The 25,877-nt window shown below is 49.9% G+C and carries 25 protein-coding genes; 7 read left to right on the top strand and 18 right to left on the bottom strand.

What is annotated here, in order from left to right; genetic code table 11:
* The coding region (locus tag T495_RS0106870; RefSeq protein ID WP_081832045.1) for a hypothetical protein at positions 1-1,803 on the top strand (1,803 nt) is incomplete at its 5' end.
* Between the two features lie 41 nt (positions 1,804-1,844).
* Complete coding sequence (locus T495_RS15150; RefSeq protein ID WP_051651892.1) at positions 1,845-2,321, top strand: D-Ala-D-Ala carboxypeptidase family metallohydrolase; 477 nt, start codon at positions 1,845-1,847, stop codon at positions 2,319-2,321.
* A gap of 12 nt (positions 2,322-2,333) precedes the next feature.
* Here T495_RS15150 and T495_RS0106860 read toward each other — a convergent pair whose 3' ends face one another.
* On the bottom strand, positions 2,334-3,623 hold the full coding sequence (locus tag T495_RS0106860) for a histidine-type phosphatase (protein WP_033148039.1): 1,290 nt from the start codon (positions 3,621-3,623) through the stop codon (positions 2,334-2,336).
* Complete coding sequence (locus T495_RS0106855; protein WP_033148038.1) at positions 3,620-4,939, bottom strand: hypothetical protein; 1,320 nt, start codon at positions 4,937-4,939, stop codon at positions 3,620-3,622. Before T495_RS0106855 ends, T495_RS0106860 begins: the two co-directional genes overlap by 4 nt.
* Positions 4,940-5,023: 84 nt before the next feature.
* On the opposite strand from T495_RS0106855, the gene T495_RS0106850 reads away from it, so the two are divergent.
* Positions 5,024-5,746 (top strand): YjjG family noncanonical pyrimidine nucleotidase, encoded by a 723-nt coding sequence (locus tag T495_RS0106850; RefSeq protein ID WP_033148037.1) that lies wholly within the window; start codon positions 5,024-5,026, stop codon positions 5,744-5,746.
* A 6-nt stretch (positions 5,747-5,752) separates the two neighbouring features.
* Here the strand turns inward: T495_RS0106850 and rny are convergent, their stop codons facing one another.
* The 4 genes from rny to T495_RS0106830 form a co-directional block, all read right to left on the bottom strand.
* Complete coding sequence (gene rny / locus T495_RS0106845; RefSeq protein WP_033148036.1) at positions 5,753-7,294, bottom strand: ribonuclease Y; 1,542 nt, start codon at positions 7,292-7,294, stop codon at positions 5,753-5,755.
* Positions 7,295-7,324: 30 nt separating this feature from the next.
* Positions 7,325-7,624: a cell division protein ZapA gene (locus T495_RS0106840; protein WP_028904611.1), complete on the bottom strand. Its 300-nt coding sequence runs from the start codon at positions 7,622-7,624 to the stop codon at positions 7,325-7,327.
* 12 nt (positions 7,625-7,636) lie between these two features.
* Positions 7,637-7,939, bottom strand: coding sequence for a hypothetical protein (locus tag T495_RS0106835; protein WP_028904610.1), 303 nt, complete (start codon positions 7,937-7,939; stop codon positions 7,637-7,639).
* A gap of 93 nt (positions 7,940-8,032) precedes the next feature.
* Positions 8,033-8,650, bottom strand: a complete 618-nt coding sequence (locus T495_RS0106830; RefSeq protein WP_028904609.1) for a hypothetical protein — start codon at positions 8,648-8,650, stop codon at positions 8,033-8,035.
* Between the two features lie 117 nt (positions 8,651-8,767).
* On the opposite strand from T495_RS0106830, the gene rfbA reads away from it, so the two are divergent.
* The gene (gene rfbA / locus T495_RS0106825; RefSeq protein WP_028904608.1) at positions 8,768-9,640 is read left to right on the top strand and encodes a glucose-1-phosphate thymidylyltransferase RfbA; all 873 of its coding nucleotides are present in this window, start codon (positions 8,768-8,770) and stop codon (positions 9,638-9,640) included.
* A 38-nt stretch (positions 9,641-9,678) separates the two neighbouring features.
* Here rfbA and T495_RS0106820 read toward each other — a convergent pair whose 3' ends face one another.
* Entirely contained in the window at positions 9,679-11,613 is a 1,935-nt protein-coding gene (locus T495_RS0106820) for a sugar phosphate nucleotidyltransferase (protein WP_033148035.1), read from the bottom strand.
* 180 nt (positions 11,614-11,793) lie between these two features.
* Between T495_RS0106820 and T495_RS0106815 the strand changes: the two genes are divergently transcribed.
* Positions 11,794-12,390: an RNA polymerase sigma factor gene (locus T495_RS0106815; RefSeq protein WP_028904141.1), complete on the top strand. Its 597-nt coding sequence runs from the start codon at positions 11,794-11,796 to the stop codon at positions 12,388-12,390.
* Here T495_RS0106815 and rpe read toward each other — a convergent pair.
* From rpe to T495_RS0106775, 9 genes are read right to left on the bottom strand one after another with little or no spacing between them, the layout of a single operon-like run.
* Positions 12,382-13,032: a ribulose-phosphate 3-epimerase gene (gene rpe / locus T495_RS0106810; protein ID WP_155993478.1), complete on the bottom strand. Its 651-nt coding sequence runs from the start codon at positions 13,030-13,032 to the stop codon at positions 12,382-12,384. The two genes, T495_RS0106815 and rpe, sit on opposite strands and share 9 nt — an antisense overlap.
* A gap of 6 nt (positions 13,033-13,038) precedes the next feature.
* Positions 13,039-13,173 carry a hypothetical protein gene (locus tag T495_RS16285; protein WP_255327034.1) on the bottom strand — a complete coding sequence of 45 codons (135 nt, stop codon included), beginning with the start codon at positions 13,171-13,173 and terminating at the stop codon, positions 13,039-13,041.
* Between the two features lie 49 nt (positions 13,174-13,222).
* The gene (gene fmt, locus T495_RS0106805; protein WP_033148033.1) at positions 13,223-14,197 is read right to left on the bottom strand and encodes a methionyl-tRNA formyltransferase; all 975 of its coding nucleotides are present in this window, start codon (positions 14,195-14,197) and stop codon (positions 13,223-13,225) included.
* A 43-nt stretch (positions 14,198-14,240) separates the two neighbouring features.
* Positions 14,241-16,046: a chloride channel protein gene (locus tag T495_RS0106800; RefSeq protein WP_028904144.1), complete on the bottom strand. Its 1,806-nt coding sequence runs from the start codon at positions 16,044-16,046 to the stop codon at positions 14,241-14,243.
* Positions 16,047-16,631 (bottom strand): L-threonylcarbamoyladenylate synthase, encoded by a 585-nt coding sequence (locus tag T495_RS0106795; RefSeq protein WP_028904145.1) that lies wholly within the window; start codon positions 16,629-16,631, stop codon positions 16,047-16,049.
* Between the two features lie 2 nt (positions 16,632-16,633).
* Positions 16,634-18,223, bottom strand: coding sequence for a peptide chain release factor 3 (locus T495_RS0106790; protein WP_033148032.1), 1,590 nt, complete (start codon positions 18,221-18,223; stop codon positions 16,634-16,636).
* Between the two features lie 9 nt (positions 18,224-18,232).
* On the bottom strand, positions 18,233-19,126 hold the full coding sequence (rfbD, locus tag T495_RS0106785) for a dTDP-4-dehydrorhamnose reductase (RefSeq protein WP_033148031.1): 894 nt from the start codon (positions 19,124-19,126) through the stop codon (positions 18,233-18,235).
* Positions 19,127-19,672, bottom strand: a complete 546-nt coding sequence (locus T495_RS0106780; protein WP_028904148.1) for a DUF4924 family protein — start codon at positions 19,670-19,672, stop codon at positions 19,127-19,129.
* A gap of 29 nt (positions 19,673-19,701) precedes the next feature.
* The gene (locus T495_RS0106775; protein WP_033148030.1) at positions 19,702-20,367 is read right to left on the bottom strand and encodes a LysE family translocator; all 666 of its coding nucleotides are present in this window, start codon (positions 20,365-20,367) and stop codon (positions 19,702-19,704) included.
* Positions 20,368-20,534: 167 nt separating this feature from the next.
* On the opposite strand from T495_RS0106775, the gene T495_RS0106770 reads away from it, so the two are divergent.
* Complete coding sequence (locus T495_RS0106770) at positions 20,535-21,521, top strand: ROK family protein (RefSeq protein ID WP_033148125.1); 987 nt, start codon at positions 20,535-20,537, stop codon at positions 21,519-21,521.
* A gap of 42 nt (positions 21,522-21,563) precedes the next feature.
* Here the strand turns inward: T495_RS0106770 and T495_RS15145 are convergent, their stop codons facing one another.
* Positions 21,564-22,202: a flavodoxin family protein gene (locus T495_RS15145; RefSeq protein ID WP_051651891.1), complete on the bottom strand. Its 639-nt coding sequence runs from the start codon at positions 22,200-22,202 to the stop codon at positions 21,564-21,566.
* Positions 22,203-22,393: 191 nt separating this feature from the next.
* Between T495_RS15145 and pepT the strand changes: the two genes are divergently transcribed.
* Entirely contained in the window at positions 22,394-23,617 is a 1,224-nt protein-coding gene (gene pepT / locus T495_RS0106760) for a peptidase T (RefSeq protein ID WP_033148029.1), read from the top strand.
* Here the strand turns inward: pepT and T495_RS0106755 are convergent.
* Positions 23,607-25,865 carry a cation:proton antiporter gene (locus T495_RS0106755; protein ID WP_033148028.1) on the bottom strand — a complete coding sequence of 753 codons (2,259 nt, stop codon included), beginning with the start codon at positions 25,863-25,865 and terminating at the stop codon, positions 23,607-23,609. The genes pepT and T495_RS0106755 overlap by 11 nt on opposite strands.
* Positions 25,866-25,877 lie beyond the last annotated feature (12 nt).

The raw sequence follows: 25,877 nt of genomic DNA, 5'->3' as shown, positions 1-25,877 counted from the left end.
AGGAAAGTGGATGATAAAAACGTGGGCATAAAATGGCGAGGGTATGATATACAGCGTATTATTGATGAGCGCTATCGTGCAAAGCTGCCCTGTGCAGACGATAGTAACAGACACAACGAGAGTCTTAAACTGGCAAGCGACCTGCTGGTGCTGTTTGATGGCGACCGAAAGCTGGTGCAGCGGATACTTGAACGTCAACCCTGGGTGCAGGAGATTATCGAAGAGCGCGACGAGAACGTGGCACAGACGGTGGCGTCGGCTGCAGAACGCATGTCGGAGCGCGAAAAGAAGTACCTTACCCAGTGCCCTTCAAAGGCTATGCAGGAGTCAATTTGCCAAGCGTGCGGCCTGTCATGGAAACAGATCACGCGGGGCGAAGAGGCAGACGCCGCCACCATAGGCGAGGAGGAGATAGACCGCTGGCTGCAGGACTGGGGCGAGAAGATTGAGGCGCTGTTTCCTTATTATCCTGCGCTGCAGGATGCCTGCAAGGGATTGAAGCGCAGTCAGTATCCTGCTGCCCTGATAGTGTCGGGAGCCCTGATGATGACGCTGATGACACGCTGCACGTATCGCTTCTACCATCGCCCCTCGAAGTTGCGCCGCCTGAATGCCTCGGCTCTGATTATCGGCGATCCTGCCAGCGGTAAGAGTTTCGCCACCCGCCTGTATGAGTTCTTAGCAGCGCCCATTGTGGCAGCTGATAAGGTTGGTAAGGACACCATCAATCGCTATCGTGAGGAGATGAAGACCAAAGGTGCCAACAAGGAGAAGCCCAAGAAGCCTAAGGTAGTGGTGCGTGTGCACCCTTCACGAACTTGTAACGCGCAGTTTATTCAGGATATGGTGAACGCCGTGGAGAACGTGGATGGGCGCGACATGCAGCTACACATGCTCACCTTCGATACCGAGCTCGACAACACCCTCGCCGTGCAGAAGGGTGGAAGCTGGATAGACAAGCAGAACCTGGAACTGAAGGCCTTCCACAACGAGGAGGACGGACAGGCTTATTCGAACATGGACTCGATTATGCAGGACTTTAACGTGACGTGGAACTACGTGTATACCGGCACGCCCATCGCCCTGAAGAAGAAGGTGAACGAGCAGAACTTTGGAAGCGGTCTTGCTACACGATTGACCTGCATCCCCTTGCCCACCACGCATTTTGAGATGATGGATCTCGACGAGGAGGTGGATGAGGACAGCGACAACCGTCTGCTGGAGTGGGCCAAGAAACTGGACAAGACCAAAGGCGAACTATCCATCAAGCGCATTGTGCACACGATGTACGACTGGACAGCACGTCGTATGGCCGACGCCAAGGACAACGAGAGCAAGGCCGACGAGATGCTGCTGAAGCGCTGCGCCTACCACGGCATTAACTACTCGGCACCTTTTATCGTGATGCGCCACTGGGGCGAGCTCCATCAGGAGGGCGACTACTGGTGCGGTGAGTTTGAAACGGATGAGATCGACGACCAGTTGGCCGAGTTGATTGTGAACATCCAGTTTGCCTGTCAGCGCCACTACTTCGGCGCCCTGGCCGAGAAGTACTTCGACGACAAGTTGCGTGATGCCGCCACCAATCGTCGTCATCATCAGCGAACCATCGACGAGTATAATAAGCTACCTAAGGAGTTCTCTATTGATGATGTGGCCAGACTTTTTCAGATAAGCATCTACACAGCTCGCACGAGGGTTAGGCGCCTGATGGAAGACAATGCCATTGAGAAGTGTGGTGAATATGTTGAGAATGGAACGTGTAAGCATCGTTACAAGAAAATAGCTAATCTTGTATGCTGACAATGATTCATTAATTCATTAATTCAAATTGCATTATAATTATGGAACAGAAAGTACAATTGAATAGTAAAGCAAAACTCTCCCAACATTTCGTGTTGGGAGAGATGTGTAAGACGAGTGTGAAAACTCCTGATGGGAATATCCCTTCGCACGTACATATTGAGAACCTGAAGCGCCTCTGCGGCTGGTTGGAGATGCTGCGTAGCGAGTGGAACTGCCGCTATGGCGAGGGTAACGACCCGATTATCATCAACAGCGCCTTTCGCTCGCCCCAGGTGAACAAAGCGGTGGGTGGCGTCGCCACCAGCAATCACCTCACAGGGTGTGCGGCTGATATCAAGGTGAAGGATATCTGTCAGCTCATCCGCTACGCCACCATCCTGCTCGACATTGCAGACGAGAGCCAGGAGGACTTCGACGAGCTGCTGATAGAACGAAACGCCAGCGGCGCCATCTGGCTGCACTTCGCGGTGCGACCTAAGGATAATCGTAGAAAGGTGAGGCTTATACAAGCGTAGTAAAACAAGCCATCATGGCTTGTAGGCGGCCAGCTTGTCGAGGCAATACTGGCGGAAGTCGGTCCAATGGTAGTAGGGGGCACAGTCTGTCTTGATGGGCAGCGTGGCCTCTACTTCGTTGAGCAGCACCTTGAAGAGCACGTCCTTGTCCTTGGGACTGCTGCGGTAGAAGATGAACTGCAGGTTGCAGCCCATGGGGAAGATACTACTGCTCCACCAGCCGCGTGCCTCGAGGTCGTCGAGATTGTCGGTCGCGAGGTCGTAGCCGTTAACACCTATCAGGCATACCAGTGGCAGCAGCACCGTTTCGTGGCCGAAACGCAGCTGGGCACCGGGATCGGGCAGCTTGATGCAGCTGTCGGCATCAGCTATCATCTGGCGCAACAGGTGGCGCTGCGTGTAGGGCTGGCGGCCGCCGTTGAGCTTGCAGGCACCATGCTGGATATACCACAGCACATTGTCGATCTGCCACATGCGGTAGATATCGTCGGTATTAAACAGGCCGATCAGGTTGGTGTTGCGGTTATAGTTGGTGTTGAGCTGAAACAGGCTCATCTTCATCAGGTAATAGTTGAAGTACTCTTCATCGACAAACTCCTTGACGATGTCGGGGTTCTTGAAGATGAGCTCCATCAAGCGGGTGTTGCCCATGCGGGTGGCGATATAGGCATTGTAGGCCTTCTGCGCCTCGGGGGTCATATAGTTGTGGCGCAGCTTGCGGTCTTGGTAGTTCATGTACCACTGGGTGCGCTGCGATGCCTGCATGCTGACCTTTAGCTTGGGGCACACCTGCAGCATCTCCATGCATGCCGAGCCCATGGACTCGATACAACGGGGCACAACGGTGCTGATGGCTGTGACGTGGGCGCCTGGGTGGAACACCTCGGGAAAACGTTGTGCCATGCGGCGGCCGATCTCCTGCATCTGGCGCTTGCCATAGCCGGTAAGCTCGCCCCAGCGGTCCTCGGTGTCGCGCATGATCGAGTTCATCTCGTGGAGCACGCGGCGGCCTTCGACAGTGAGCTCGTCGAGGCTGTCGGCATGTAGCATCATGATGTAGGGCGTGTCGTAGCCGTTGCGGTTGCTGATATAGCGCGAGCCGTGGCGACCGTAATGGGATATGTAGAAGGGCTTCTTGCCAGCGGGGGCTGGTGTGAGCGTGGTCTGGATAGAGTCGGGGTAGGTGTCGTAGTTGCACGAGGCATACGATGGGCGCTGCCTGATGATTTCTTTCACCGACTGTGCAGGGGCTGCCAGCAGTGAACAATACAGGGCGAACAGGATGGTTATCAGGTGTCTCATCTTCCTCGGGTCTTAAAGTTAAACCTACGGTTCTCGTAGCGATACAGCTTGCGCAGATAGTAGCGCTTCACGTCCTGCCAGTGGTAGTAGGGGGCGCAGTCGGTTTCAATGGGCAGCGTGGCCTCCTGGCCGTTGAGCAGCACCTTGACCAGCACATCGGGGTCGTCGTGATCGGCGCGGTAGTGTATCATCTCGATGGTGCCGCCTAAGGGGGCGATGCGGTAGTTGACCCAGCCGTAGGCCTCGAGCGAGTCGAGATTCTCGGTGTGCAGGTTACAGCCGTTGAGGTCCATCAGGCAGGCCAGACTCATCACCACATTGGCATGGGTGTAGCGCAGGTGCATGAGTGGGGTGTAGCGTTTCAGCACGCTGTCGCCCATGTGTATCATATTGCGGAGCACGGAACGCTGCAGATAGGGCTGATAGCCGCCGTTGAGCGTGCAGCCGCCATAGTTGATATAGTGCCAGGCGTTCTGCTTGCGCCAGTGCTGGTGTATCTCTTCAGGCGTGAAGATGTCCCACAGGGTCATGGTGCCTGCCAGCTCGCTGTTCTGCACATTGCCTGCCAGGAGGAACAGCTGGCGGCTGAGTTTGGCGGCATCTATATGGTTCAGCACGTAGCTCTGATCGTTGAAGAGCGACGTCATGAGGCGGCCGTCGTTCGAATTCAGGGTGTAGAAGCGGTCGTAGTTTATGCGGGTGAGCGAATCGACGCGCTGTGCTATCAGCTCCTTGTCGGTGGGATTCATAAACCGCACCTCCTGCATCGAGGCTTTGCTGCGCGCTACGATGGGCTGCTTCATGGCCGAGAGCTGCAGCAAGCCCTCCTCCATGGTCATGATGCAACGGTTCTCAACGATGCTCCGCACGCTGAAGTAGCCTTGGGGAATGAAGATGTCGGGGAACCGCTGGACCATCTGTTTCACCAGGTCGCGACTCTGCTGGGCGCCGCGGGCCGTAAGCTCGCCGCTACGGTGGTAGGCATCGGCTTTCAGCAGAGCTATCCTGCGCAGCACATCCTGCCCCAGCTTGGTGAGCTTGCCTAAGCTGTCGGCCTTGGCCAGCGTGGCGTAGGTGTCGGTGTAATACTCGTTCTTGTCGAGATAGTACGAGCCCGGACAACCATAGTGGTTGATGTAGAAGGGCTTCTTACCGCCTGGGGCGGGGGTGTCCTTCGGCATCTTGCCTGCCTGACGGGCATAGAACATGCCTGCTGCACGGTTCACATCTTCCTGCAGTTCCTTGACTACCGACTGCGCCTGTGCGCTACCTGTAGCCATCGTTAACAATGCGATGATGATGAGTTTAGGCTTCATCCTGATGAATCGGTTTGATTTTTGCTTGCAAAAATACGTTTTTTTCGTGAAACAACCAAATTTTTTATTAACTTTGCGCCCGTTATGGAAAAGAAAAAAGTATATCATGACTTGTTTGTAGATTTCGACGATACGCTATACGATACCCATGGCAATGCCGTGATAGCTCTCGGCGAGACGTTTGAGGCTTTTGGATTGGGGCGCTTCTTCAGCGACCCGCAATTGTTTTACGATACCTACTGGGAGGCGAATATCGACCTGTGGAGCCGCTACTCGAAGGGGGAGATTACGCGCGACTATCTGATAGTGGAGCGATTCCGCCGACCGCTGAGTGTGGGGCTGGGACTGGAGGTGACAGAGCAGTTGTGCCTGGAGATGAGCGACCGTTTTCTCGACTTCTGCAGCTCGAAGCCAGGCACCGTTGAGGGCGCACACCGCCTGATGGACTATCTGCGACAGCAGGGCTACCGCATGCATATGACCAGCAACGGATTCCACGAGGTGCAGTATAAAAAACTGGCTGCCTGCGGACTGCGCGACTATTTTGATACCATTGTGCTGAGCGAGGATGCGGGTGCCAACAAGCCCTCGCAGGCGTTCTTCGATTACGCCTTCGCACAGACGGGCGCCAACCCCGAGACCACGCTGATGATAGGCGACAATATGGCTACCGACATACAGGGCGCTATGGCGGCTGGCATCGACACGCTGCTCTTCAACCGCTGGCAGTACGACATAAAAAGTGGAGACCCGCAGGCCCCCACTTATCTGGTTTCCAGTCTGCTTGACATCAAGCAGATACTCTAATCATGCTTATTTAGCGTAAGCTACCGAACGGGTCTCACGGATCACCGTGATCTTCACCTGACCAGGATAGGTCATCTCGTTCTGAATCTTGGTAGCGATATCGGTGCTGAGAGCCTCGCTCTCGGCATCGTTCATCTTATCGGCACCTACAATCACACGGAGCTCGCGACCTGCCTGGATGGCGTAGGTCTTGGTAACGCCGGGATAGCTCATGGCGATGGCCTCAAGGTCGTTCAGACGCTTGATGTAGGCCTCTACAATCTCGCGGCGGGCACCTGGACGGGCGCCTGAGATGGCGTCGCACACCTGTACGATAGGAGCCAGCAGGGTCTGCATCTCTATCTCGTCGTGGTGAGCACCGATGGCATTGCAGATATCGGGCTTCTCCTTGTACTTCTCGGCAATCTTGGCACCGTAGATAGCGTGTGGCAACTCGCTCTCCTCATCGGGCACCTTACCAATATCGTGCAGCAGTCCGGCACGCTTGGCCTTCTTGGGGTTCAAGCCCAGCTCGCTGGCCATAACGGCACAGAGGTTGGCTGTTTCGCGGGCATGCTGCAGCAGGTTCTGTCCGTATGAAGAGCGGTACTTCATCTTACCGATGATGCGGATGAGCTCGGGGTGCAGACCGTGTACACCCAGGTCGATAGCAGTGCGCTTACCTGTCTCGATGATCTCGTTGTCGAGCTGCTTCTTCACCTTGGCTACCACTTCCTCGATACGGGCTGGGTGGATACGACCATCGCTTACCAGCTGGTGGAGTGCCAGGCGGCAAACCTCACGGCGTACGGGATCGAAACCTGAGATAACGATAGCCTCGGGGGTATCATCAACTACGATTTCAACACCTGCAGCGGCCTCAAGAGCGCGGATGTTACGACCCTCGCGGCCGATGATGCGACCCTTTACCTCGTCGTTCTCAATGTGGAACACACTCACAGAGTTTTCGATAGCGGTCTCTGTAGCTACGCGCTGGATGGTCTGGATGACTATCTTCTTGGCCTGGGCATTGGCGTTGAGCTTAGCCTCGTCCATAATCTCGTTGATGTAGCTGGCAGCGGCAGTCTTAGCCTCGTCCTTCATCGACTCTACCAGGCGGTTCTTAGCTTCTTCGGCGCTCAGACCTGATACTTCCTCAAGCTTCTCGCGCTCCTTGAGCTGCATCTTCTCGAGCTCCTCGGCCTTGACAGAGAGCAGTTTCTTCTCATTGTCGATGCGCTGCTGCATGTTGTCGAGCTCGTTCTTACGGCGACCCAGTTCTTCCTGGCGCTGGTTGAGCGAAATCTCGCGCTGCTTCAGTTTGTTCTCACTCTGCTGGATGTGCTGGTTGCGCTGCTGCACTTCCTTCTCCAACTCGCTCTTCTTATTGATGAATTTCTCCTTCACCTCGAGCAGTTTCTTCTCTTTGATGACATCGGCCTGCTTGGTGGCTGTGTCAATCATTTCATTGTATTTTCCCTTCAGAACGTAGCGGAAAACAAGATATCCACAGACTCCTCCAAGTGCGAGGGCGCCTGCGGCGATCAGTAGTACAAAAATGATATCCATATAAAATCTATGTTATTAAAAATGATATTCTCACTTAAGTGCCTCCTCTATTTCAGAAGTCAACTTAGTGAGAATAGTATTGTAGGGATCAGTGTCGTTCTTGCCGCGCTCACGCTGGTACATCAAGGCAATGTCGATGAGCGTCATGAGCGCTATCGTATGCTCGCCTTTCTTGCCTTTATAAGCCTGAGAATAGGCGTTATAACGGTCGGTAATGAGCTTGGCTGCCTTACGATAATACTCCTCGTCGGAACGCTTGATGGTTACCTCGATTTCTTCATCGTAAACGTGCAACCTGATATGTAGTCTCTCGCTATTCACTTCTGTCATGGGGCACCTGTTTTATTTTTCTTGTTCGTCGCTTAGAATGGCTATGCACTTGTTGACGTTCTTGATCATCTTTTGAACGCGGGCTTTCGCGCTCTCGAGATCGCCGTCGGTAATCTGCATCATCTTGGCCATCTTCAGCGAATTATAATCATTGTCTGCCTGAGTCAGTTTGGCCTGCAGGGCTTCGATGTCCTGCTTTCCCTGCTCAATCTGCGCAAGCAATGCCTGATTCTCCGCCTTCAGTTCCTTGAAGTGGTAAATCATCTGTCGTACGCGCGTCTCGAACGCCACTATGGTCTCTTCGTTTGCAGTCATGATATAACTATTTGGTGTACAAAGTTATATAATTTATCTCTTAAAGAATAGACTTATCTCTGTCTTTTAAGAAACTTTAATCTTTTCACCCCTTTATTTCTCTTCTGCGGGCTTGGGCTCCTTCTTGGCCAGCATCACCACTTTGTAAACAAAGTCGGTAATCCACTTCTGAGAGAATCCTAAACGGCGGTTGTACTCACGAACGGCTACCACGCTCTTCAGTACTGAGGGGTCGCTGAAGTCGTTCTTGTTGAAAATGTCGTTCACGGTCTTCTCGGTCATGGTGTAGAGAGCCTTCTTCATGAAGCCGGGCAGGCGGAGCTTGAACTTCATCAGGTTGCCTGTAAGCATCATGATGTCCTGAGTAAAGCCCTGGAACTGAAGCAGATAGGTCTGCGCATCCTGTATTTTCTTGCAACGCTTGCGCAGGCTCGCGTCAATCTCCTTGAAGAAATCGTCGTCCATGCCATACATCTCCTTGAGCATCTTTTTACAACGTGTGCGCTCGCCGACACCTAACTTATTATTAACGGTAGCTACCTTGAGTGTGGTCTTAAACACACGCAGGTCGGGCAGGGCGGCCAGGTTGGTAATGCCAAGGTCGGCTGCCATGGCTGCCTGGAAGTAAACGCGGATCAGGGTCATGAAATCCTCCATGCCGCCTACCTTCTGTTCGTCCTTATTTCCAAATAATTTATTCCAAAATCCCATAAAATCTTGTTTTATAATCAAAAATCGTCTGCAAAGGTAATGATTTTTTTGATAATTATGGCAATTCGTGCATAAAAATCCTTATCTTTGCACCAAAATTATAAATAATTGCGAATTATGAAAGGAATTGTTTTGGCAGGCGGTTCAGGCACTCGCCTTTACCCCATCACTAAAGGAATCAGTAAACAATTGATACCTATTTTCGACAAACCGATGATCTATTATCCTATTTCGGCGCTGATGCTGGCTGGCATCCGTGAGATACTGATCATATCAACGCCCCACGATCTGTCAGGATTCAAAAGACTGCTGGGTGACGGATCGGATTATGGCGTGCGTTTTGAGTATGCTGAGCAGCCATCGCCCGACGGACTGGCCCAGGCCTTCATCATCGGCGAGAAGTTTATAGGCGACGATTGCGCTTGTCTGGTTCTGGGCGACAACATCTTCTACGGATCGGGATTCACCGGACTGCTGAAGGAGAGTGTGGAGAATGCCGAGAAGCGCGGACAGGCTACCGTGTTCGGCTATTATGTAAACGATCCTGAGCGCTATGGTGTGGCTGAGTTTGATGCCGAGGGTAACTGCCTGAGCATTGAGGAGAAACCCGCCAACCCCAAGTCGAACTATGCGGTGGTAGGCTTGTATTTCTACCCCAACAGCGTGGTGGATATTGCCAAGCATATCAAACCGTCGGCTCGTGGCGAACTGGAGATTACCACGGTTAATCAGGAATATCTGGCAGCCAAGAAGCTGAAGGTGCAGACCCTGCAGCGCGGCTTTGCATGGCTTGACACTGGTACGCACGACTCGCTGTCGGAGGCTTCGACCTTTATTGAGGTGATTGAGAAGCGTCAGGGACTGAAGGTGGCGTGCTTAGAGGAAATAGCCTTTAAGCGCGGTTGGATCAGTAAAGAAAAGCTGGAAGAAGTGGCTAAGCCGATGGCCAAGAACGAATATGGCAAATATCTGCTGAGTCTCGTGAAATAAGAAAAAAAGAATCCCGCAAGTAATTGCGGGATTTCTTATTACGGTGCAGCAAACTCGGTGATAGCCTTTGTGAAGGCGGCGGGATTGCCCATGTCGAACATGTTACCACGCAATCTTACACCTACCATGCCGCTACGCTTGCGAACAGCCTCGAGTGCTGAGGTAAGCTCAATCTCGGTCTGGTGGTCGCCTTCAATCTCCTTCTGCATGATGTCCTCGTGCAGCTGTGAGAAGACCTCGGGCGTGAGAATATATTGGCCGAATACACTGTAGTATTCCTTTACACCTTTCTTATTACGTACGGCAAGGTACTCCTCGGCATAGCTGGCCTTGGGCTTTTCCTGCATGTCGGACACGTTCAGCACGGTCTGGTCCTTATCCTCCCATACACCATGCAGGATGCCATAGCGGCTCACCTCGGCCAATGGTATCGGGTGAATACTGACCATCAGGCGGTTGTAGTGCTCGTAATCCTCAATCATCTGCAGGGCACAGGGCTTGTTGGATTGGCTGCGATAGAGGGTGTCGCCCAGCAACAGCAGGACGGGCTCGTTGCCGGCAAACTGAGCGGCCTGATAAACGGCATGGCCGAATCCGCGCTTCTCGTGCTGATAGACATAGTGCAGCTTCTTGCCGATATCCAATATGTGGTTCTCGTATTCCTGGGCTTCGGGATTCAGCTTGCGCAGATGCTCATCGGGCAGCGGGTGCTCGAAGAAGTCGGCATACTGCTGGCGCTCCTCTTCAGAGCCTAATACCAGACAAATCTCCTCGATACCGCTTTGTACCAGCTCTTCGAGCAGTATCAGAATGACTGGACGTACCATGCCGTCGGGACAGGGAATAGGGAAGAAATCCTTTTTGATGACACGAGTTGACGGATAAAGGCGGGTGCCGAAACCTGCCACAGGAATAATGGCGCGACGCACGGTGTGGACGGGTTTCAAGGTGAGCGTGTAGGCCTTCATGCCATGTGCGTTCAGATAGTCGGTCAGCGCCAGCTGTGACTGCTCATCGCGTGCCAGGAACTGCACAGAGCCGTCGCCATGCGAACCAACACCCTTGCCGCCCCATATCCATGCTTGGATGTTGGGGTCTTCTAAAACACTATGCAGTTTAGGCGCCCAAAGGGCTGACGACATGGGGGCTACCTTGGCATCGAACAACGCCTCGGCCTCGGTCATCAGCTTGCCTAAGCTCTCGGCATCGCCTGCGGCCATATATTTGATGGCACGTTCTACAATCTCTAAATTCTGTTCGCCCAGTGCCTCGTGCTCTGCCCGTTCAGCATCGCTGTTGGGGAAAGGGTAGGCCTTGTTCAGGTCTGACAGAATTTTAATGGTGTTCTTCTCGGCGCACAGGTCGGCAAACACCCAATAGAGCGGCTTCTTCACGTTCAGCGAGCGTACTTCGATCTCGTCGCCGTCAAAGGTCATCAGGTTGGGTTTTACGCCGAATGCACATGCTTGGTCCAGACGTCCGCAACGGCTACTGGTACGGAGCTCGCCCAGATAGGCGATGTTCATCTCGCCCAAGGTGTTGAGGTTGAGATTATACAACTGATTGAACGCACGCGCTACCAGTACGCAGATGGCGGCTGACGACGACAGACCGCTCTTCATGGGGAGGGTCATGTCGGTAATGCGGATGCGGACACCGCCTACCTTGTACCACTCCAGCATGTACGAGGCTACACCAGCACAGTAGCAGAAGAACGAACCGCTCTTGGCGATGCGTTTCAGCTCGATTTCGTCCATGCGGCAACTGAAATCCTGCCAAATATCCTTAATCTCGCCTGCAGAACTGTAGAGTTCAAAAGTACTAGATTTTTCAACTTCGGCATAGATGCCCTGTTCGATTCCTGTTACAATGGCTGCGCCGGGCTTGATGTCGGCATTCATTGTTCGGTAGTGTCCTGCCCAGTCGGTATGTTCGCCAAATAGACACAGGCGACCTGGTACAAATAGTTTCATATTCTTCCTTTTTAGCTGATAAATATCTGCAAAATTAGGAAAATTTTCGTAGAATGTTAAGATTTTGGTGATTTTTTTTGGTGATTTGGCGAAAAATATCTATTTTTGCCACAGATTATTAACATTTTAAAACTTTATTGCCTATCGAAACAGCTTCTACTCAATTTTAAATTTTGAGAAATGAGTACAATCAAAAGTATGACCGACGAAGAGTTGGCACTTGCTTACATTGATGGCAATAACAGAGCATTCGACGAGTTACTTTCGCGTAATCAGGACAAGATCTTCACGTACATTATGTATAACGTGAAGAACGAGGACGTGGCCAACGACTTGTTTCAGGAAACCTTCCTGAAGGTAATCCACAAATTACAGAATCGCCAGTACAATGATAGTGGCAAGTTTATCTGTTGGGTTAACCGCATCGCTCACAATGTGGTGATTGACTACTATCGATCGCAGAAAAACGATAAGGTGGTCGACGCTTCGAAGGACAACGACCTGAGCTTGATTAAAAGCGCCTCGTTGATGGGGGATAGTCGGGAAAACGAACTGACCAATAATCAGACACTGAAGGATATCGTGTCGCTGATGAACATGCTGCCTGCTGCCCAGCGTGAAGTCGTGTATATGCGCTATTTCCAGAATCTCTCGTTCAAGGAGATTGCTGAGGAGACTCAGGTAAGCATCAACACATCATTAGGACGCATGAGATACGCCCTATTGAATATGCGCAAATTATTGCGCGAGCACGAAATCAATTTGAGTTTAGAGTGATTTCAGATCGCGGATAACGCTTTCAGGATCCTTTGCTCCGAATACGTAACTGCCGCTTACCAGCACATCAACGCCTGCCGCTACTAGTCGGGGGGCTGTTTCGCCCTGTACGCCGCCATCCACTTCGATCAGTGTTTGGCATCCTTTCTCGTTAATCATCTGGCGCAGACGCTTCACCTTGTCGATGGTGTTCTCGATGAACTTCTGTCCGCCAAAGCCTGGGTTTACGCTCATCAGCAGTACCATATCCACATCGCCGATAATATCCTCTAACACGCTAACGGGTGTGGCTGGATTCAGTGTTACACCGGCTTTCATGCCAGCCTGATGAATCTCCTGAATGGTGCGATGCAGGTGCAGGCACGCTTCGTAGTGTACGTTCATCATCATAGCACCCAACTTGGCTGTCTGGGCGATATAACGCTCGGGGTGCTCTATCATATAATGTACATCGAGGGGTTTGGTGCAAGCTTTTGCAACGGCCTCGAGTACGGGGAAGCCGAATGAAATGTTGGGGACGAAAGAGCCGTCCATCACGTCGAGGTGGAGCCAATCGGCCTCACTGCGATTAATCATGTTGATGTCGCGATCGAGATGCAAGAAGTCGGCGGCGAGTAAGGATGGTGATACTAATGCCATAATAATTTGTTAGTTCAGATTCGATGTTTCGTTGCTGTTACTACGATAGGTGTAGGCAACAAGACGAATGAGGTCGAGCGTTTGCTTGCGTGGCTTGAATGTCTTCTCGCTGAACATGTTGTCTTCTGGAGTAAAAATCTTCATAGGCAATACATTATTTCTATTAGTCCTATTATAGTAACGCATTTACACCTTATTTTATTATATAGTTTTCGAAATTTTTAATGCCGTTCAGGAAATCGCGACCGCTCATGCGCTTTTTGCCTGCCAACTGAAGTTCCTCAATCATCAGCAACTCGTCGGTAGCCTTGATGCAGGGCTTGCGGTCGACCACTGCGGTGGAGCGGGGCTGACCAGTAGTCTTGTCTGTGCGACTGGTCTTGAAGATTTTCAGAACGGTTTCCTTGCCTTCGGGCGATACCAAAGTGCACCAGGCACCAGGATAGGGACTGAGGCCGCGGATAAAGTCATAGACCTTCTTGGCGGGCTGATTCCAGTTGATTTCGCAGGTCTCCTTGAAGATTTTCGGCGCAGCGTGCAATTCGCTACCTACGGCAATCATCTCTTCCTGCGGAATGCTTTCAGGATGTCCATCGGCAGCGATGATGCGGTTGAGGGTCTCTAAACAGATCTCGGCACCCAGGTGCATCAATCCGTCGTACACGTATTCCACATCGGCTGTCTCGGGGATGTCGAAAGGCTTCTGCATGATGATGCGCCCTGTGTCGATGTCGTGGTCGAGGAAGAAGGTTGTGACGCCTGTCTGTGTCTCTCCGTGAATCACTGCCCAGTTGATGGGGGCTGCTCCACGATACTGTGGCAGTAAGGCGGCGTGTACGTTGAAGGTGCCATATTCGGGCATGTCCCATACCACCTCGGGCAGCATGCGGAAAGCTACTACCACCTGCAGGTTGGCCTGATAGCTGCGCAGCTGTTCTACAAACTCTGGATCCTTCATCTTGACGGGTTGCAGTACGGGCAGGTTATGCTCCAGGGCGTATTTCTTAACCTCCGATGGCTGCATCTCAGTCTGATGGCGACCTACGGGTTTATCAGGCTGGGTAACCACGGCCACCACATTATAATCATTCTCTACCAGTGCTTTCAGTGTCTCCACTGCAAACTCTGGTGTTCCCATAAATACAATTCGTAAATCCTTCTTCTCCATTCTTCTTAACTGTCAATTATCAATTGTCAATTATCAACTAATATTAGTCCTCACTCATGTCGGCCACCATCTTACGGTACATGGTGTAGATACGCTGGCGCGAGATGTAACCCTTCAGGTGGTTGCCGGCATCGAGTACGGGCAGCCAGTTGGCGCCTGTACGGTCGAATGTGCGCATCACTTGTCGCATGGGCATGCCATCTGTCAGCAGCGCCTTGGGATCGGTCATCAGCTGAGAGGCTTTGAAGTGATGATAGAGTTCTATTCTGAATACTACATTTCTTATTTTCATGATGTCGATCTCGCCCAACAACTTGCCGCCTGCATCAAGTACGGGCAGTACGGTAGAGTGGCTGCGACTGATTTTCTGTACAATCTCGTTCAGCTCCATATCGGGCTCAACACCCAGGTAGTCGCGCTCAATGACAGAGTCGAGATTCATCAGCGTGAGTACGGCGTGGTCGGTGTGGTGAGTAAGTAATTTGCCTTGTTTAGCCAAACGTGAGCCATAGATGCTGTGAGGCTCGAAAATGCTGATGGTGATATAGGCACACACGCTTACAATCATCAGTGGCATAAACATCGAATAGCCGCCTGTCAACTCGGCAATCAGGAAGATACCGGTAAGGGGGGCATGCATGACTCCCGACATGACACCTGCCATACCGAGCAACGCAAAATTCTTTTCAGGTACATATACGCCTATCTGGTTGATATTCCATAGGCGCGAGAACAGGAAGCCTGTAAAGCATCCGATGAACAGTGAGGGTGCAAATGTACCACCGCAACCGCCACCACCGTTGGTGGCTGATGTGGCCACCACTTTGGTGAACAGTACCAAGGCGATATAGACAATCAAAAGTGAACCTTGACCAGAAAAGAGCGAGTTGTTCAGTATCTTGTTCCAGTCGTCGGGATTCTGCCCGTTCAACAGCAGATTGATGCTGCTATATCCCTCGCCATACAGGGAGGGGAAAAGGAAGATGAGCAAGCTCAGGGTAGTGCCGCCGATGGCTAATTTTATGTAGGGCTTATCCTTGAACTTGGAAAACACGTCTTCGCATACACCCATCATGCGGATAAAGTAGAGTGATACCAGTCCGCAGGCGATACCCAAACCTATGCAGGCTGGAATACGCTCAACACTCCATTCGCTGTCGAGATGGAAGGTGAAGAGCGATGAGTCGCCGCTGAAGATATAGGTAAATACAGTTGCGGTAACGCACGATACCAAAATTGGCAGGAGTGCCGACATGGTCATATCAATCATGAGCACCTCGAGCGTAAACACCAGTCCGGCTATCGGGGCCTTAAAGATACCTGCAATAGCACCTGCAGCACCGCAGCCTACGAGTGTCATCAGCATCTTACGATCCAGATGGAACAGCTGACCAAGGTTTGAGCCGATGGCTGAACCTGTAAGCACGATAGGAGCCTCGGCTCCCACCGAACCTCCGAAGCCGATGGTGATGGCAGAAGCTATCACAGACGACCAGCAGTTATGCGACTTGAGGCGCGACTTATTGGTCGAGATGGCATAGAGGATACGGGTGATTCCGTGTGAGATATTGTCCTTGACGATGTAGCGCACAAACAACGATGTGAGATAGATACCGACCACAGGATAGACCAGATAAAGCCAGTTGGCCCGACTCTGTTCGAACGAGCTGGTAAGTAGCATCACTATCTGGTTGATAATCCAGTGCAGCACAAAGGCAGCTACGGCAGCAAAGAAGCCCACAAGCAGGGCGAGGATAATCATAAACATCCTCTCGCTTACGTGCTCTACGCGCCAGTCGTGTAGGCGTTTCAGCCACTCAGGTCTTCTATCTATAACTGTTGCTTCCACTTATTTCCGAATAACTGTTACTTCGCCGTTTTCTTTCAGTTTGATGATGCTTGAGGGTGTGTGGGGCTTATGCTCCTGGCGACGGCTCCAGCACACGTAATCTACAGCCTCAAGGATGCGTGGGTCGATGTCGCAGTAGTTCTGTGCGGCAGGTTCGCCACTGATATTGGCCGATGTGGATACAATGGCCTTCTGGAATCGGAAGCAGAGTTCCTTCGAGAAAGGCTCATTGGTGATACGGATGCCTAAGCTACCATCCTCGGCAATCAGATTGGGTGCCAGGTTGATAGCGCCATCCAGAATCAGTGTGGTAGGCTTGGCATCGGTAGCCTCTTTCAAGCTGTCGATGAGCTGCCAGGCCACATCGGGCACATTGCGGAAGTAGCGCTGCATGCGGGCATCACTATCCACCAAGCAGATAAGTGCTTTCGAATCCTCGCGCTGCTTAATCTCGTAAACACGCTTCACGGCCTCGGCGTTGGTAGCATCGCAACCAATACCCCAAACGGTGTCGGTAGGGTAGAGTATCACGCCACCCTTACGCATCGTTTCAACGGCCTGTCTTATATCGTCTTCTTGTTTCATAATTAAAACTCACTGGTAAAGTGGAACTTAATGTTTTCGAAGTCCTGCTGGGCCATGCTCAGCACGTAGGCGCTATCGGCCAGGAACACGTCGCGACCGTCCTTGTCCTTGGCCATGTACTGGTACTTACGCTTCTTGAAGTTCTCCAGCTCCTGTGGATCGTCGCTCTCAATCCAGCAGGCCTTATACAGATGTACGGGCTCCCAGCGGCATTTGGCGTTGTACTCGTTCTCCAGACGATACTGGATAACCTCGAACTGCAGTTGACCTACGGTTCCGATAATCTTGCGGTTGTTAAACTGGTTAACAAACAACTGTGCCACACCCTCGTCCATCAGCTGGTCGATACCCTTTTGTAGCTGCTTGGCCTTCATGGGGTCGTCGTTCTCGATATACTTGAACAACTCAGGCGAGAACGACGGCAGTCCGCGGAAGTGCAGTTTCTCGCCCTCGGTCAGGGTGTCGCCAATCTTAAACATGCCGCCTGTATCGGGCAGACCTACGATATCGCCTGGCCAAGCCTCGTCGATGGTGCTCTTACGCTGCGCCATAAACTGTGTGGGGCTTGAGAAACGCATTGTTTTACCCTGGCGTACGTGCAGGTAAGGCTGGTTGCGCTGGAACTTACCAGAGCATACCTTACAGAATGCGATACACGAGCGGTGGTTGGGGTCGATATTAGCAGTAATCTTAAAGATAAAGCCTGTAAACTTCTGCTCCTCTGGCTGTACGTCGCGCTCCTCGGCCTTGGTGGGTCGGGGCGATGGTGCAATTTCAACAAAGCAGTTAAGCAGCTCCTGCACACCAAAGTTGTTCAGGGCCGATCCGAAGAATACGGGGGCCACTTCGGCCTCGCGATAAGTCTCTACGTCGAACTCGGGGTAAACACCATCCACCAGTTCCAGATCCTCGCGCAGCTTGGCGGCGTTCTCCTCGCCTACACGCTGATCCAGCTCCTCGCTGCCGATGTCAACCTCTACCTTATCTGTTACACGCTGCTTGTCGGGGGTAAACAGGTCGAGCTTCTGTTCGTAGATATTGTAAACGCCCTTGAACTTGGCACCCTGATTGATAGGCCAAGAGAGTGGGCGTACTTTGATTTCGAGTTCCTGCTCCAGTTCGTCGAGCAAGTCGAACGGATCGCGACCTTCGCGGTCCATCTTATTGATAAAGATGATAACGGGTGTTTTGCGCATGCGGCACACCGTCATCAGTTTACGGGTCTGCGTCTCAACACCTTTGGCACCATCCACTACGATAATCGCAGAATCTACAGCGGTGAGTGTGCGGAAGGTATCCTCGGCAAAGTCCTGGTGACCTGGGGTGTCCAGAATGTTCACCTTGTATTCGATATCCTTGCCATCGGGGGTGTAATCGAACTCCATCACAGAGGTCGATACAGAGATACCACGCTGCTTCTCGATATCCATCCAGTCGCTGGTGGCAGTTTTCTTAATCTTGTTGCTTTTTACAGCTCCTGCCACCTGTATCTGTCCACCGAACAGCAGAAACTTCTCTGTCAGCGTAGTCTTACCCGCATCTGGGTGCGAAATGATGGCAAATGTACGTCTTCTTTCTATTTCCTGATTCATATAATCTTCTTATCTTTCTCTTTCTAAATTCTCAATACACTCGGCCAGCGAGGTCTCCCAATATGGGATGTCGAGGTTGTAGGTCTGTTTGATCTTTGTTTTGTCGAGCACAGAGTAGTGTGGGCGTGCAGCAGGCGTGGGATACTCCGAAGTATGGAGTGGACGCACATGGCAGGTATTGATACCGGCGATACGATGGATGGCTTTGGTAAAGTCATACCAAGAGATGACACCTTCGTTGCTGAAGTGATATACGCCTGGCACAATGCCCTGATTGATGGCGGCAAAGATGGCTACTGCCAAATCGCGCGCATAAGTAGGTGTTCCAATTTGGTCAAAGATAACGCCAAGTTCTGACTTCTCGTTCCCGAGGCGTATCATCGTCTTCACGAAGTTGTTGCCAAAGGTAGAGTAGAGCCATGCCGTGCGGATAATCATGCTTTTGGCGCAGTTTGCCAAAACGGCTTGCTCGCCAGCTAACTTGGTTCGGCCGTATGTGCTGTTTGGACACACAGGATCAGTCTCTACGTAGGGACGGTGGTTTGTGCCGTCGAACACGTAGTCGGTCGATATCTGTATCATCCATCCTCCTCGTCGCTCAATAGCTTGGGCCAAATAGAATGGAGCTATTGCATTCAACTTGTTGCAAAGTTCTTGGTTATCTTCGGCCTTGTCGACAGCTGTATATGCAGCGCAGTTCACGATGCCGTCAATCTGTTTCTCATCAACAAAACGGTTGATGGCCGCTTCGTCGGTGATGTCAAGTTCTTGCTGAGGCAAGCGACCTTGAAGGTCGAGCGCGGCTACATCCGTATTATAATAGGTATGCTGGAGATTTTCTTCCTCCAGCAATTGCATTTCGTTTCCCAGCTGCCCGTTGCAGCCTGTAATTAAAATATTCATTTATTCAAATTTCAATCCTTCTTCTTTATCCTTCTTGTAATAATCAGAGAGCATACCTATGAAGGTGGTTATTTCTTTCACGGCATGTGCAGTATCGGGTGAAATCTGTTTCTTCTGTAATCTGAGCAACATCACGCCGTAGAGTGAGTTAAAACAGGTCTCAATTTCATTTTCTTCCTTGTTGGCACCACGGTTGCGTAATTCAACAATAAAGGGTAGTACCTTGTAATAAGCTGTGTTGTAGAAAGGAAACTTGCTGGACTGTAACAATTGGCTGTGTAGCTCAATCAGCATCTGCATAGTAACCTTGTTAATCTGTAAATGTCCTTGTGCGCGACAGCCTTCTTGGTTCATCATGCGAATCAGATTGCCAAACCAGTCAGTCTCTTCTTCCTTTTGCTCGTCAGTATAGTCGAAACGTGCGATGTATTCGTTCTTGATACGTGAGAGCGAGCAGTCGAATGCACGCACAGTGTCTTCCATCTGCCACATATAGAGCAGATACTCGGCAATGTTGGTCTTTCTCAGTTCGTTTGCTATAAACATATCTGTATCCTAAAATAATCTTACCTGTGCTAAAAAAATCTGAGTAGGTTGGTGGTGAGGCCAAGTAGCATGATGATGCTACCAACAATGACTGCAACACCTATAACCTTGTTGATAATCTTAATGCCATTAGTATCAAATTTCGTACGAATCTGATCTACCAGCCATGTCAGTCCCCACCACCAAAGTAAAGCGCCACCCACGATGCTGGCAAAACCAACTATCATTTCAAATGGATGGTTGGGTAGCACGAATGCAAACTGGGCATACATGGCCAGAAAGAGAAAAATGATGAGAGGATTGGAGAAGGTAACCAAAAAGGCTGTCCATGAATTGTACCAGAGGGTTCCCTGTTGCTTGCCGCTTTGGTGCATCTTTCTGGTTGGGTCGGTATGATAGGTGTACCAGCCAAAGCAGAGCAACATGATACTACCTGCTATTTGCAGGTAAAAACGGTTTTGATCGTTGGTTATAAAATCCATGACGAAAGCCATGCCGTAGCCAGCGAATGCTGCATAGATAATATCACTGGCGGCTGCGCCGAGTCCAGTGGCAAAACCGAACCATCTTCCCTTGTTCAGTGTGCGTTGAACACATAAGATACCAACAGGCCCCATAGGCGCGCTGGCTATTACTCCGATCAACATCCCTTTGAAGATGAAATCTAATATATTTATGGGTATATGAATTGGCATAACGGGCGCAAAGTTACGAATTTTTTTCCTCATTCTGTTGATTTTGGTCATTCTTTTATGAAATAATGGTTAATTTCCGTAAAAAGTCAAGCGTTCTGCTGGTTTTTTACTAATTTTGTGCCTTGAAATTGAAATTATTCAAAACGGCTAATAAACTTATTATAATTATGAACGAACAAAACGCAGAAATTAAGCCCTACGTAATTGGCTTGGACTTAGGTGGAACCAACTCTGTTTTCGGTATTGTAGATGCACGTGGTGATATTAAAGCTACTACAGCTATTAAGACCGGTAATTACCAGAAGGCAGAAGATTATGTTGATGCCTGTGTGGAGGCTCTTCAGGTAATTATCGATCAGGTGGGCGGTATCGAGAAGATTAAGGCAATGGGTGTAGGTGCTCCTAACGGCAATTACTATAATGGTACAATCGAATTTGCTCCCAATCTTCCTTGGGCCCATGATGGCGTAGTGCCTTTGGCTAAGATGTTTAGTGAGCGTTTGAATGGTATCCCTGTAGCCCTCACTAATGACGCTAATGCAGCTGCGATTGGCGAGATGGTCTATGGAGTGGCTCGTGGTATGAAGAACTTTATCGTCATTACGCTAGGTACCGGTGTTGGTTCGGGTATTGTAGTTAATGGTCAGTTGTTGTATGGTCACGATGGTTTTGCCGGCGAATTAGGTCACGTAACAATGGTTCGTGGTGTTGAAGGTCGTAGTTGTGGTTGTGGTCGTACAGGCTGTCTTGAGGCTTATTGCTCGGCTACAGGTGTAGCTCGTACCGCTCGTGAACTGTTGGCAACTACCGACCGTCCTTCGGTATTGCGTGAACTGAATCCAGAGGATATTACTTCGCTTGATGTTTCGATCGCAGCAGGTAAAGGAGACGAACTGGCAAAGGAAATCTACGAGTTTACTGGAAAAATGCTGGGAGAGGCTTGTGCCGATTTTGCCGCATTCTCATCTCCTGAGGCATTCATCTTCTTTGGTGGTATGGTCAAGGCTGGCGAGTTGATTATGAAACCTATTCGCGAGGCTTATGAAGCTCATGTCCTTAAGATATTCAAAGGAAAAGCAAAGTTCTTGGTTAGTGGTTTGGATGGTGCCAGTGCGGCTGTACTCGGTGCTTCTGCCATCGGCTGGGAAGTTTGATAACACAATATCAGGGTGCCAATTGGCACCCTGATTGCTTTATTATAGGTGGGAGGCCATGCGGAGACCGGCATCGTAGGCTGTTTGCATGTCCTGTTCCCAATGTTCATTTCGCCATAGAAGTTTATCTTCGGCCGTGTCGGGCATAAAATCGTAGGGAGCGTAGTTGGTAACCCACATGGTATTGTAGATAAATATGTGGTTGACATCGCAACCAGCCGACTCTAATACTCCCTCAAAAACCTGCATATTCTTACGTACATTACGTCCATCCTCAGGCATGCCGTTCATGGTATAGATGATGGTGATGGGGAATTTCTTTGGGGCATCGAAATACCCTTTAGTATAACTGAGCCATGGGAATGTTAGACGCTCGAAAAAAGCACGGAGTTGAGCACTTACTTCTCCGAAATAGATAGGGGATCCCAAAGCCACTCCGTCTGCCGAAGCACATTCGGCAAGAATATCTGTTATGCCATCTGGAAACTGGCATGATGCTGTGGGTTGGTTCTTTAGTTTACATGACATACATGAACGGCAGCCCTTGTAGTCGATGTCGTACAAGCGTACAATCTTTACATCGGCACCAGCAGCGCGGGCGCCCTCGGCAAACTTCTCACACATGGTAGCGGTATTCATGTTTTTACGTGGACCACCATCAATAACCATTATTTTCTTCATACTCAGTTTCAGTTTTAATTATGGATTTCAATATTCAGTACTTATACGATGTTGCAAATATAAGGAATTTTGTTGAAAGTTCCAAATTTTTCGAAGTGTTTTAGTGACAAAATGACGAAAAACGTGTTGATGTTTGGTTAACTCGATTTTTATTAGTAATTTCGCACCCGCAACAATCAAAACGTTACACAATGGATATAACAGAAAGATTTTTGAATTATACACAGTTTGATACCCAATCAGCCGAGGATAGTGAAACTGTTCCTAGTACTTCGAAGCAATTGGCGTTTGCAGAATATTTGAAGAAAGAACTCGAACATGAGGGCCTTTCAGATGTTGAGATGGATGAGAAAGGTTACATCTATGCTACATTAAAGGCTAACACCAAGGAAGATATTCCAACCATAGGATTCATATCGCACTATGATACTAGCCCTGATTGTTCAGGTGCAGACATCCATCCTCACATTGTAAAACAGTACGATGGAAGTGATATCCTGCTCTCTGATGGTATTATAAGCAGTCCCAAACGATTCCCAGAGTTGCTTCAGCACATTGGCGAGGACCTGATAGTAACTGATGGTACCACACTCTTAGGTGCTGATGACAAAGCTGGTATAGCTGAAATTGTGGAGGCAATGTGTTATTTGCGTGACCACAAGGAGATTCGCCATGGTGATATCCGGATTGCTTTTAATCCCGATGAGGAGATTGGTATGGGCGCCCATCATTTTGATGTGGAAAAATTCGGCTGTGAATGGGCTTATACGATGGATGGTGGTGATGTGGGTGAGTTGGAGTTTGAAAACTTCAATGCAGCCAGCGCACGCGTACATATAAAAGGTGTGAGTGTACACCCTGGTTACGCGAAGGATAAGATGGTGAATGCAAATCTTCTGGCTATGGAATTTGTCACGCTCCTGCCTGCTGATGAACGTCCTGAGACTACGGAAGGTTATCAGGGATTCTATCATCTGTTGGGTGTAGAGGGATCGGTGGAAAAGGCACAGATGCATTTTATTATCCGTGATCATGATCGCGAGCGATTCGAAGAGCGTAAGCGCACTATTATGAATGTGGCCGATACAATGAACCTGCATTACGGTGATGGTACCGTAGTGGTTGAGGTAAAGGATCAGTATTACAATATGAAGGAAATGATTGACCCGCAGATGCACGTTGTTGATTTGGTGCTTCACGCTATGCAGGACTGTGGAGTAGCTCCCAAGGTAAAGCCCATCCGTGGAGGTACTGATGGTGCACAATTATCGTTCCGTGGTCTGCCATGCCCCAATATCTTTGCAGGTGGCGTCAATTTCCACGGCCCATATGAATTCGTAAGTATCCAGTCAATGGAAAAGGCTAAGAATGTGATTGTCAAGATCTGTGAATTGACAGCTGATTTTAACTGTTAAACAGTGCGTCGAGCGATTCTTGTTCGCCGACTACCCAGATGATATCGCCTTTGCGGAAACGACGATTTGGATTGTAGGGGGAAAGGCTTTCCTTTCCCTCTTCAAGTCCCACTACCATGCAGCTATACAAGTCGCGAATGCGACTTTCTATCAGCGTTTGTCCAACAAACTTACTATCGGATCCGATAATAAGCTGACGCAACTTCATCTCTCTCTTCTCTAACTCGACATCAGGCCCAATCAGTTCATTTTCGATTGCTTCTCTAAATAAGGTAAACTGTTGGTCACTACCTATCACCTGTAGTACATCTCCAGGAAAAAGTATGTTATAGCCATCAGGAATATTAATGCGTCGACCACCACGCAAAATACTACTAATATGAACACCGTATTTTTTTCCAAGGTTCAGCTGTGCCAATGATTGCCCCATCCAATTGGAATTGTTGGGTAAGGTGAACTCGGCAATGTGTACGTCGCGATCTAATAGTCTGCCTTCGTATAGCGGGCGTTTTTTGCCGTGTACCTGTGCTTCAATATCACGTGACCGCAGGTTTTGGATGAAAAGGCGTTCGAGTGTGATGCTACGGTGCTTGGCAGTACGTGAAAAGATGATGAGTACGATGACGATGAATCCGATAGTAATCATCAGCGCGTTAGTGAATCGGCTCAGATAGTTGCAAATGTAAAAGATAAAACTTACAGCAATTACCATGCGTACCAGAATCGTGAATAGTAGCGGTAATCGATTACGGTTGCTTTCGGCCCATAATGCTTTCCACTCCTCGCTATGGTTTTTCTTCATGACCATGGCGCGTAGGAACGGTGCAATGAGTGTTACTGTTAATACACCTGTAATGGCATTGGCATACCAATGCAGTTCCCAACCTGGTAGTAGCTTGCGTGTAAACGGCAGTACAAATGTAAACATGAGCGCGATTGTGGCCGATGAGAGGATAGAGTAGATGATAGTGTTGAGCCCCATCTGTGTGAGTAGACTCTTCCACTTGCTTTCCTCTTGACTGTGTGTGTTGCCCATTGTCAACTGGTTGAGTGATCTAATCAACTTGTTAGGTATATGTTTCTCAAGTTTATCGTAAGCAGGGGTCGACAAGCGGATCATATAAGGTGTCAGAAAGGTGGTAATGACTGATACTGCCACAACTACAGGATATAGGAATTTACCGATAACGCCGAGTGACAAGCCCAACGAAGCTATGATGAACGAGAATTCACCAATCTGTGCCATAGAAAACCCACATCGCATAGCCGATTTAAGTGATTGCCCACCTAACATGAACGAAATGGTTCCGAACAGGCTTTGTCCCACGATGATTGTCAATACCAGACATACGATGGGAATAGCATATTCCACGATGATTTTAGGATCTACCAGCATACCAACTGACACAAAGAATACTGCTCCAAACAGGTTCTTTACTGGCTCCACCAGTTTTTCAATCCTTTCTGCTTCAATGGTCTCTGCTAAGATGCTACCCATAATGAACGCTCCAAAAGCAGAACTGAAACCTACCTTGGTAGAGAATACTGCCATGGCGCAGCAAAGTCCTAATGATACAATGAGCAGTACCTCGTTATTAATCGATTTGCGTACTCGACGCAGAAACAGGGGAATTGCAAAAATGCCCACCACTAACCATAAAATCAAGAAGAAACCAATGCGCATGACCGACTGGAGTAGCTGGCCGCCATCGGGGTTGGCACCACTTGCCAGCGCACTTAGCATCACCATCATCACAATGGCCAGAATGTCTTCCAGAATCAGTACACTCATCACCATGCCGGCAAATTGCTGCTGTCGCAGACCGAGGTCGTCGAATGCCTTATAGATAATTGTGGTACTCGACATTGCCAGCATACCACCAAGGAAGATACAGTCCATTTTTCCCCAGTTGAATACGTGGCCCACCACAATGCCTAACATCATCATACAGAAGATGATGGTCATTGCAGAAATGATTGGCGAAGCACCCATTTTAAGGATTTTCTTGAATGAGAAGTCAAGTCCTAAAGAGAACAACAAAAACATGACGCCGATATCCGCCCACAAGTGGACGTTGGCCATATCAACCACAGATGCTGTGTATGGCATGTTGGGACTCACCAGAAATCCAGCAACGATGTAGCCTAACACCAAGGGTTGTTTCAGGCTTTTGAATATCAGTGTAACCACACCTGCCACCATCAATATCAGTGCCAGATCAGCTATCATTGTAGGGAGTTCAGCCATATTATCAGGTTT

It is taken from the genome of Prevotella sp. P6B1, assembly GCF_000702825.1.
GTDB lineage: Bacteria > Bacteroidota > Bacteroidia > Bacteroidales > Bacteroidaceae > Prevotella.
Note: the sequence above shows the minus strand (reverse complement) of the source record. Positions and strands in the feature narration are given on the sequence as shown.

Coding starts and splice junctions, on each gene's coding strand:
- T495_RS15150 (WP_051651892.1), top strand. CDS start 1,845: ATGGAACAGAAAGTACAATTGAATAGTAAAGCAAAACTCTCCCAACAT.
- T495_RS0106860 (WP_033148039.1), bottom strand. CDS start 3,623: ATGAGACACCTGATAACCATCCTGTTCGCCCTGTATTGTTCACTGCTG.
- T495_RS0106855 (WP_033148038.1), bottom strand. CDS start 4,939: ATGAAGCCTAAACTCATCATCATCGCATTGTTAACGATGGCTACAGGT.
- T495_RS0106850 (WP_033148037.1), top strand. CDS start 5,024: ATGGAAAAGAAAAAAGTATATCATGACTTGTTTGTAGATTTCGACGAT.
- rny (WP_033148036.1), bottom strand. CDS start 7,294: ATGGATATCATTTTTGTACTACTGATCGCCGCAGGCGCCCTCGCACTT.
- T495_RS0106840 (WP_028904611.1), bottom strand. CDS start 7,624: ATGACAGAAGTGAATAGCGAGAGACTACATATCAGGTTGCACGTTTAC.
- T495_RS0106835 (WP_028904610.1), bottom strand. CDS start 7,939: ATGACTGCAAACGAAGAGACCATAGTGGCGTTCGAGACGCGCGTACGA.
- T495_RS0106830 (WP_028904609.1), bottom strand. CDS start 8,650: ATGGGATTTTGGAATAAATTATTTGGAAATAAGGACGAACAGAAGGTA.
- rfbA (WP_028904608.1), top strand. CDS start 8,768: ATGAAAGGAATTGTTTTGGCAGGCGGTTCAGGCACTCGCCTTTACCCC.
- T495_RS0106820 (WP_033148035.1), bottom strand. CDS start 11,613: ATGAAACTATTTGTACCAGGTCGCCTGTGTCTATTTGGCGAACATACC.
- T495_RS0106815 (WP_028904141.1), top strand. CDS start 11,794: ATGAGTACAATCAAAAGTATGACCGACGAAGAGTTGGCACTTGCTTAC.
- T495_RS16285 (WP_255327034.1), bottom strand. CDS start 13,173: ATGAAGATTTTTACTCCAGAAGACAACATGTTCAGCGAGAAGACATTC.
- fmt (WP_033148033.1), bottom strand. CDS start 14,197: ATGGAGAAGAAGGATTTACGAATTGTATTTATGGGAACACCAGAGTTT.
- T495_RS0106795 (WP_028904145.1), bottom strand. CDS start 16,631: ATGAAACAAGAAGACGATATAAGACAGGCCGTTGAAACGATGCGTAAG.
- T495_RS0106790 (WP_033148032.1), bottom strand. CDS start 18,223: ATGAATCAGGAAATAGAAAGAAGACGTACATTTGCCATCATTTCGCAC.
- rfbD (WP_033148031.1), bottom strand. CDS start 19,126: ATGAATATTTTAATTACAGGCTGCAACGGGCAGCTGGGAAACGAAATG.
- T495_RS0106780 (WP_028904148.1), bottom strand. CDS start 19,672: ATGTTTATAGCAAACGAACTGAGAAAGACCAACATTGCCGAGTATCTG.
- T495_RS0106775 (WP_033148030.1), bottom strand. CDS start 20,367: ATGCCAATTCATATACCCATAAATATATTAGATTTCATCTTCAAAGGG.
- T495_RS0106770 (WP_033148125.1), top strand. CDS start 20,535: ATGAACGAACAAAACGCAGAAATTAAGCCCTACGTAATTGGCTTGGAC.
- T495_RS15145 (WP_051651891.1), bottom strand. CDS start 22,202: ATGAAGAAAATAATGGTTATTGATGGTGGTCCACGTAAAAACATGAAT.
- pepT (WP_033148029.1), top strand. CDS start 22,394: ATGGATATAACAGAAAGATTTTTGAATTATACACAGTTTGATACCCAA.
- T495_RS0106755 (WP_033148028.1), bottom strand. CDS start 25,865: ATGGCTGAACTCCCTACAATGATAGCTGATCTGGCACTGATATTGATG.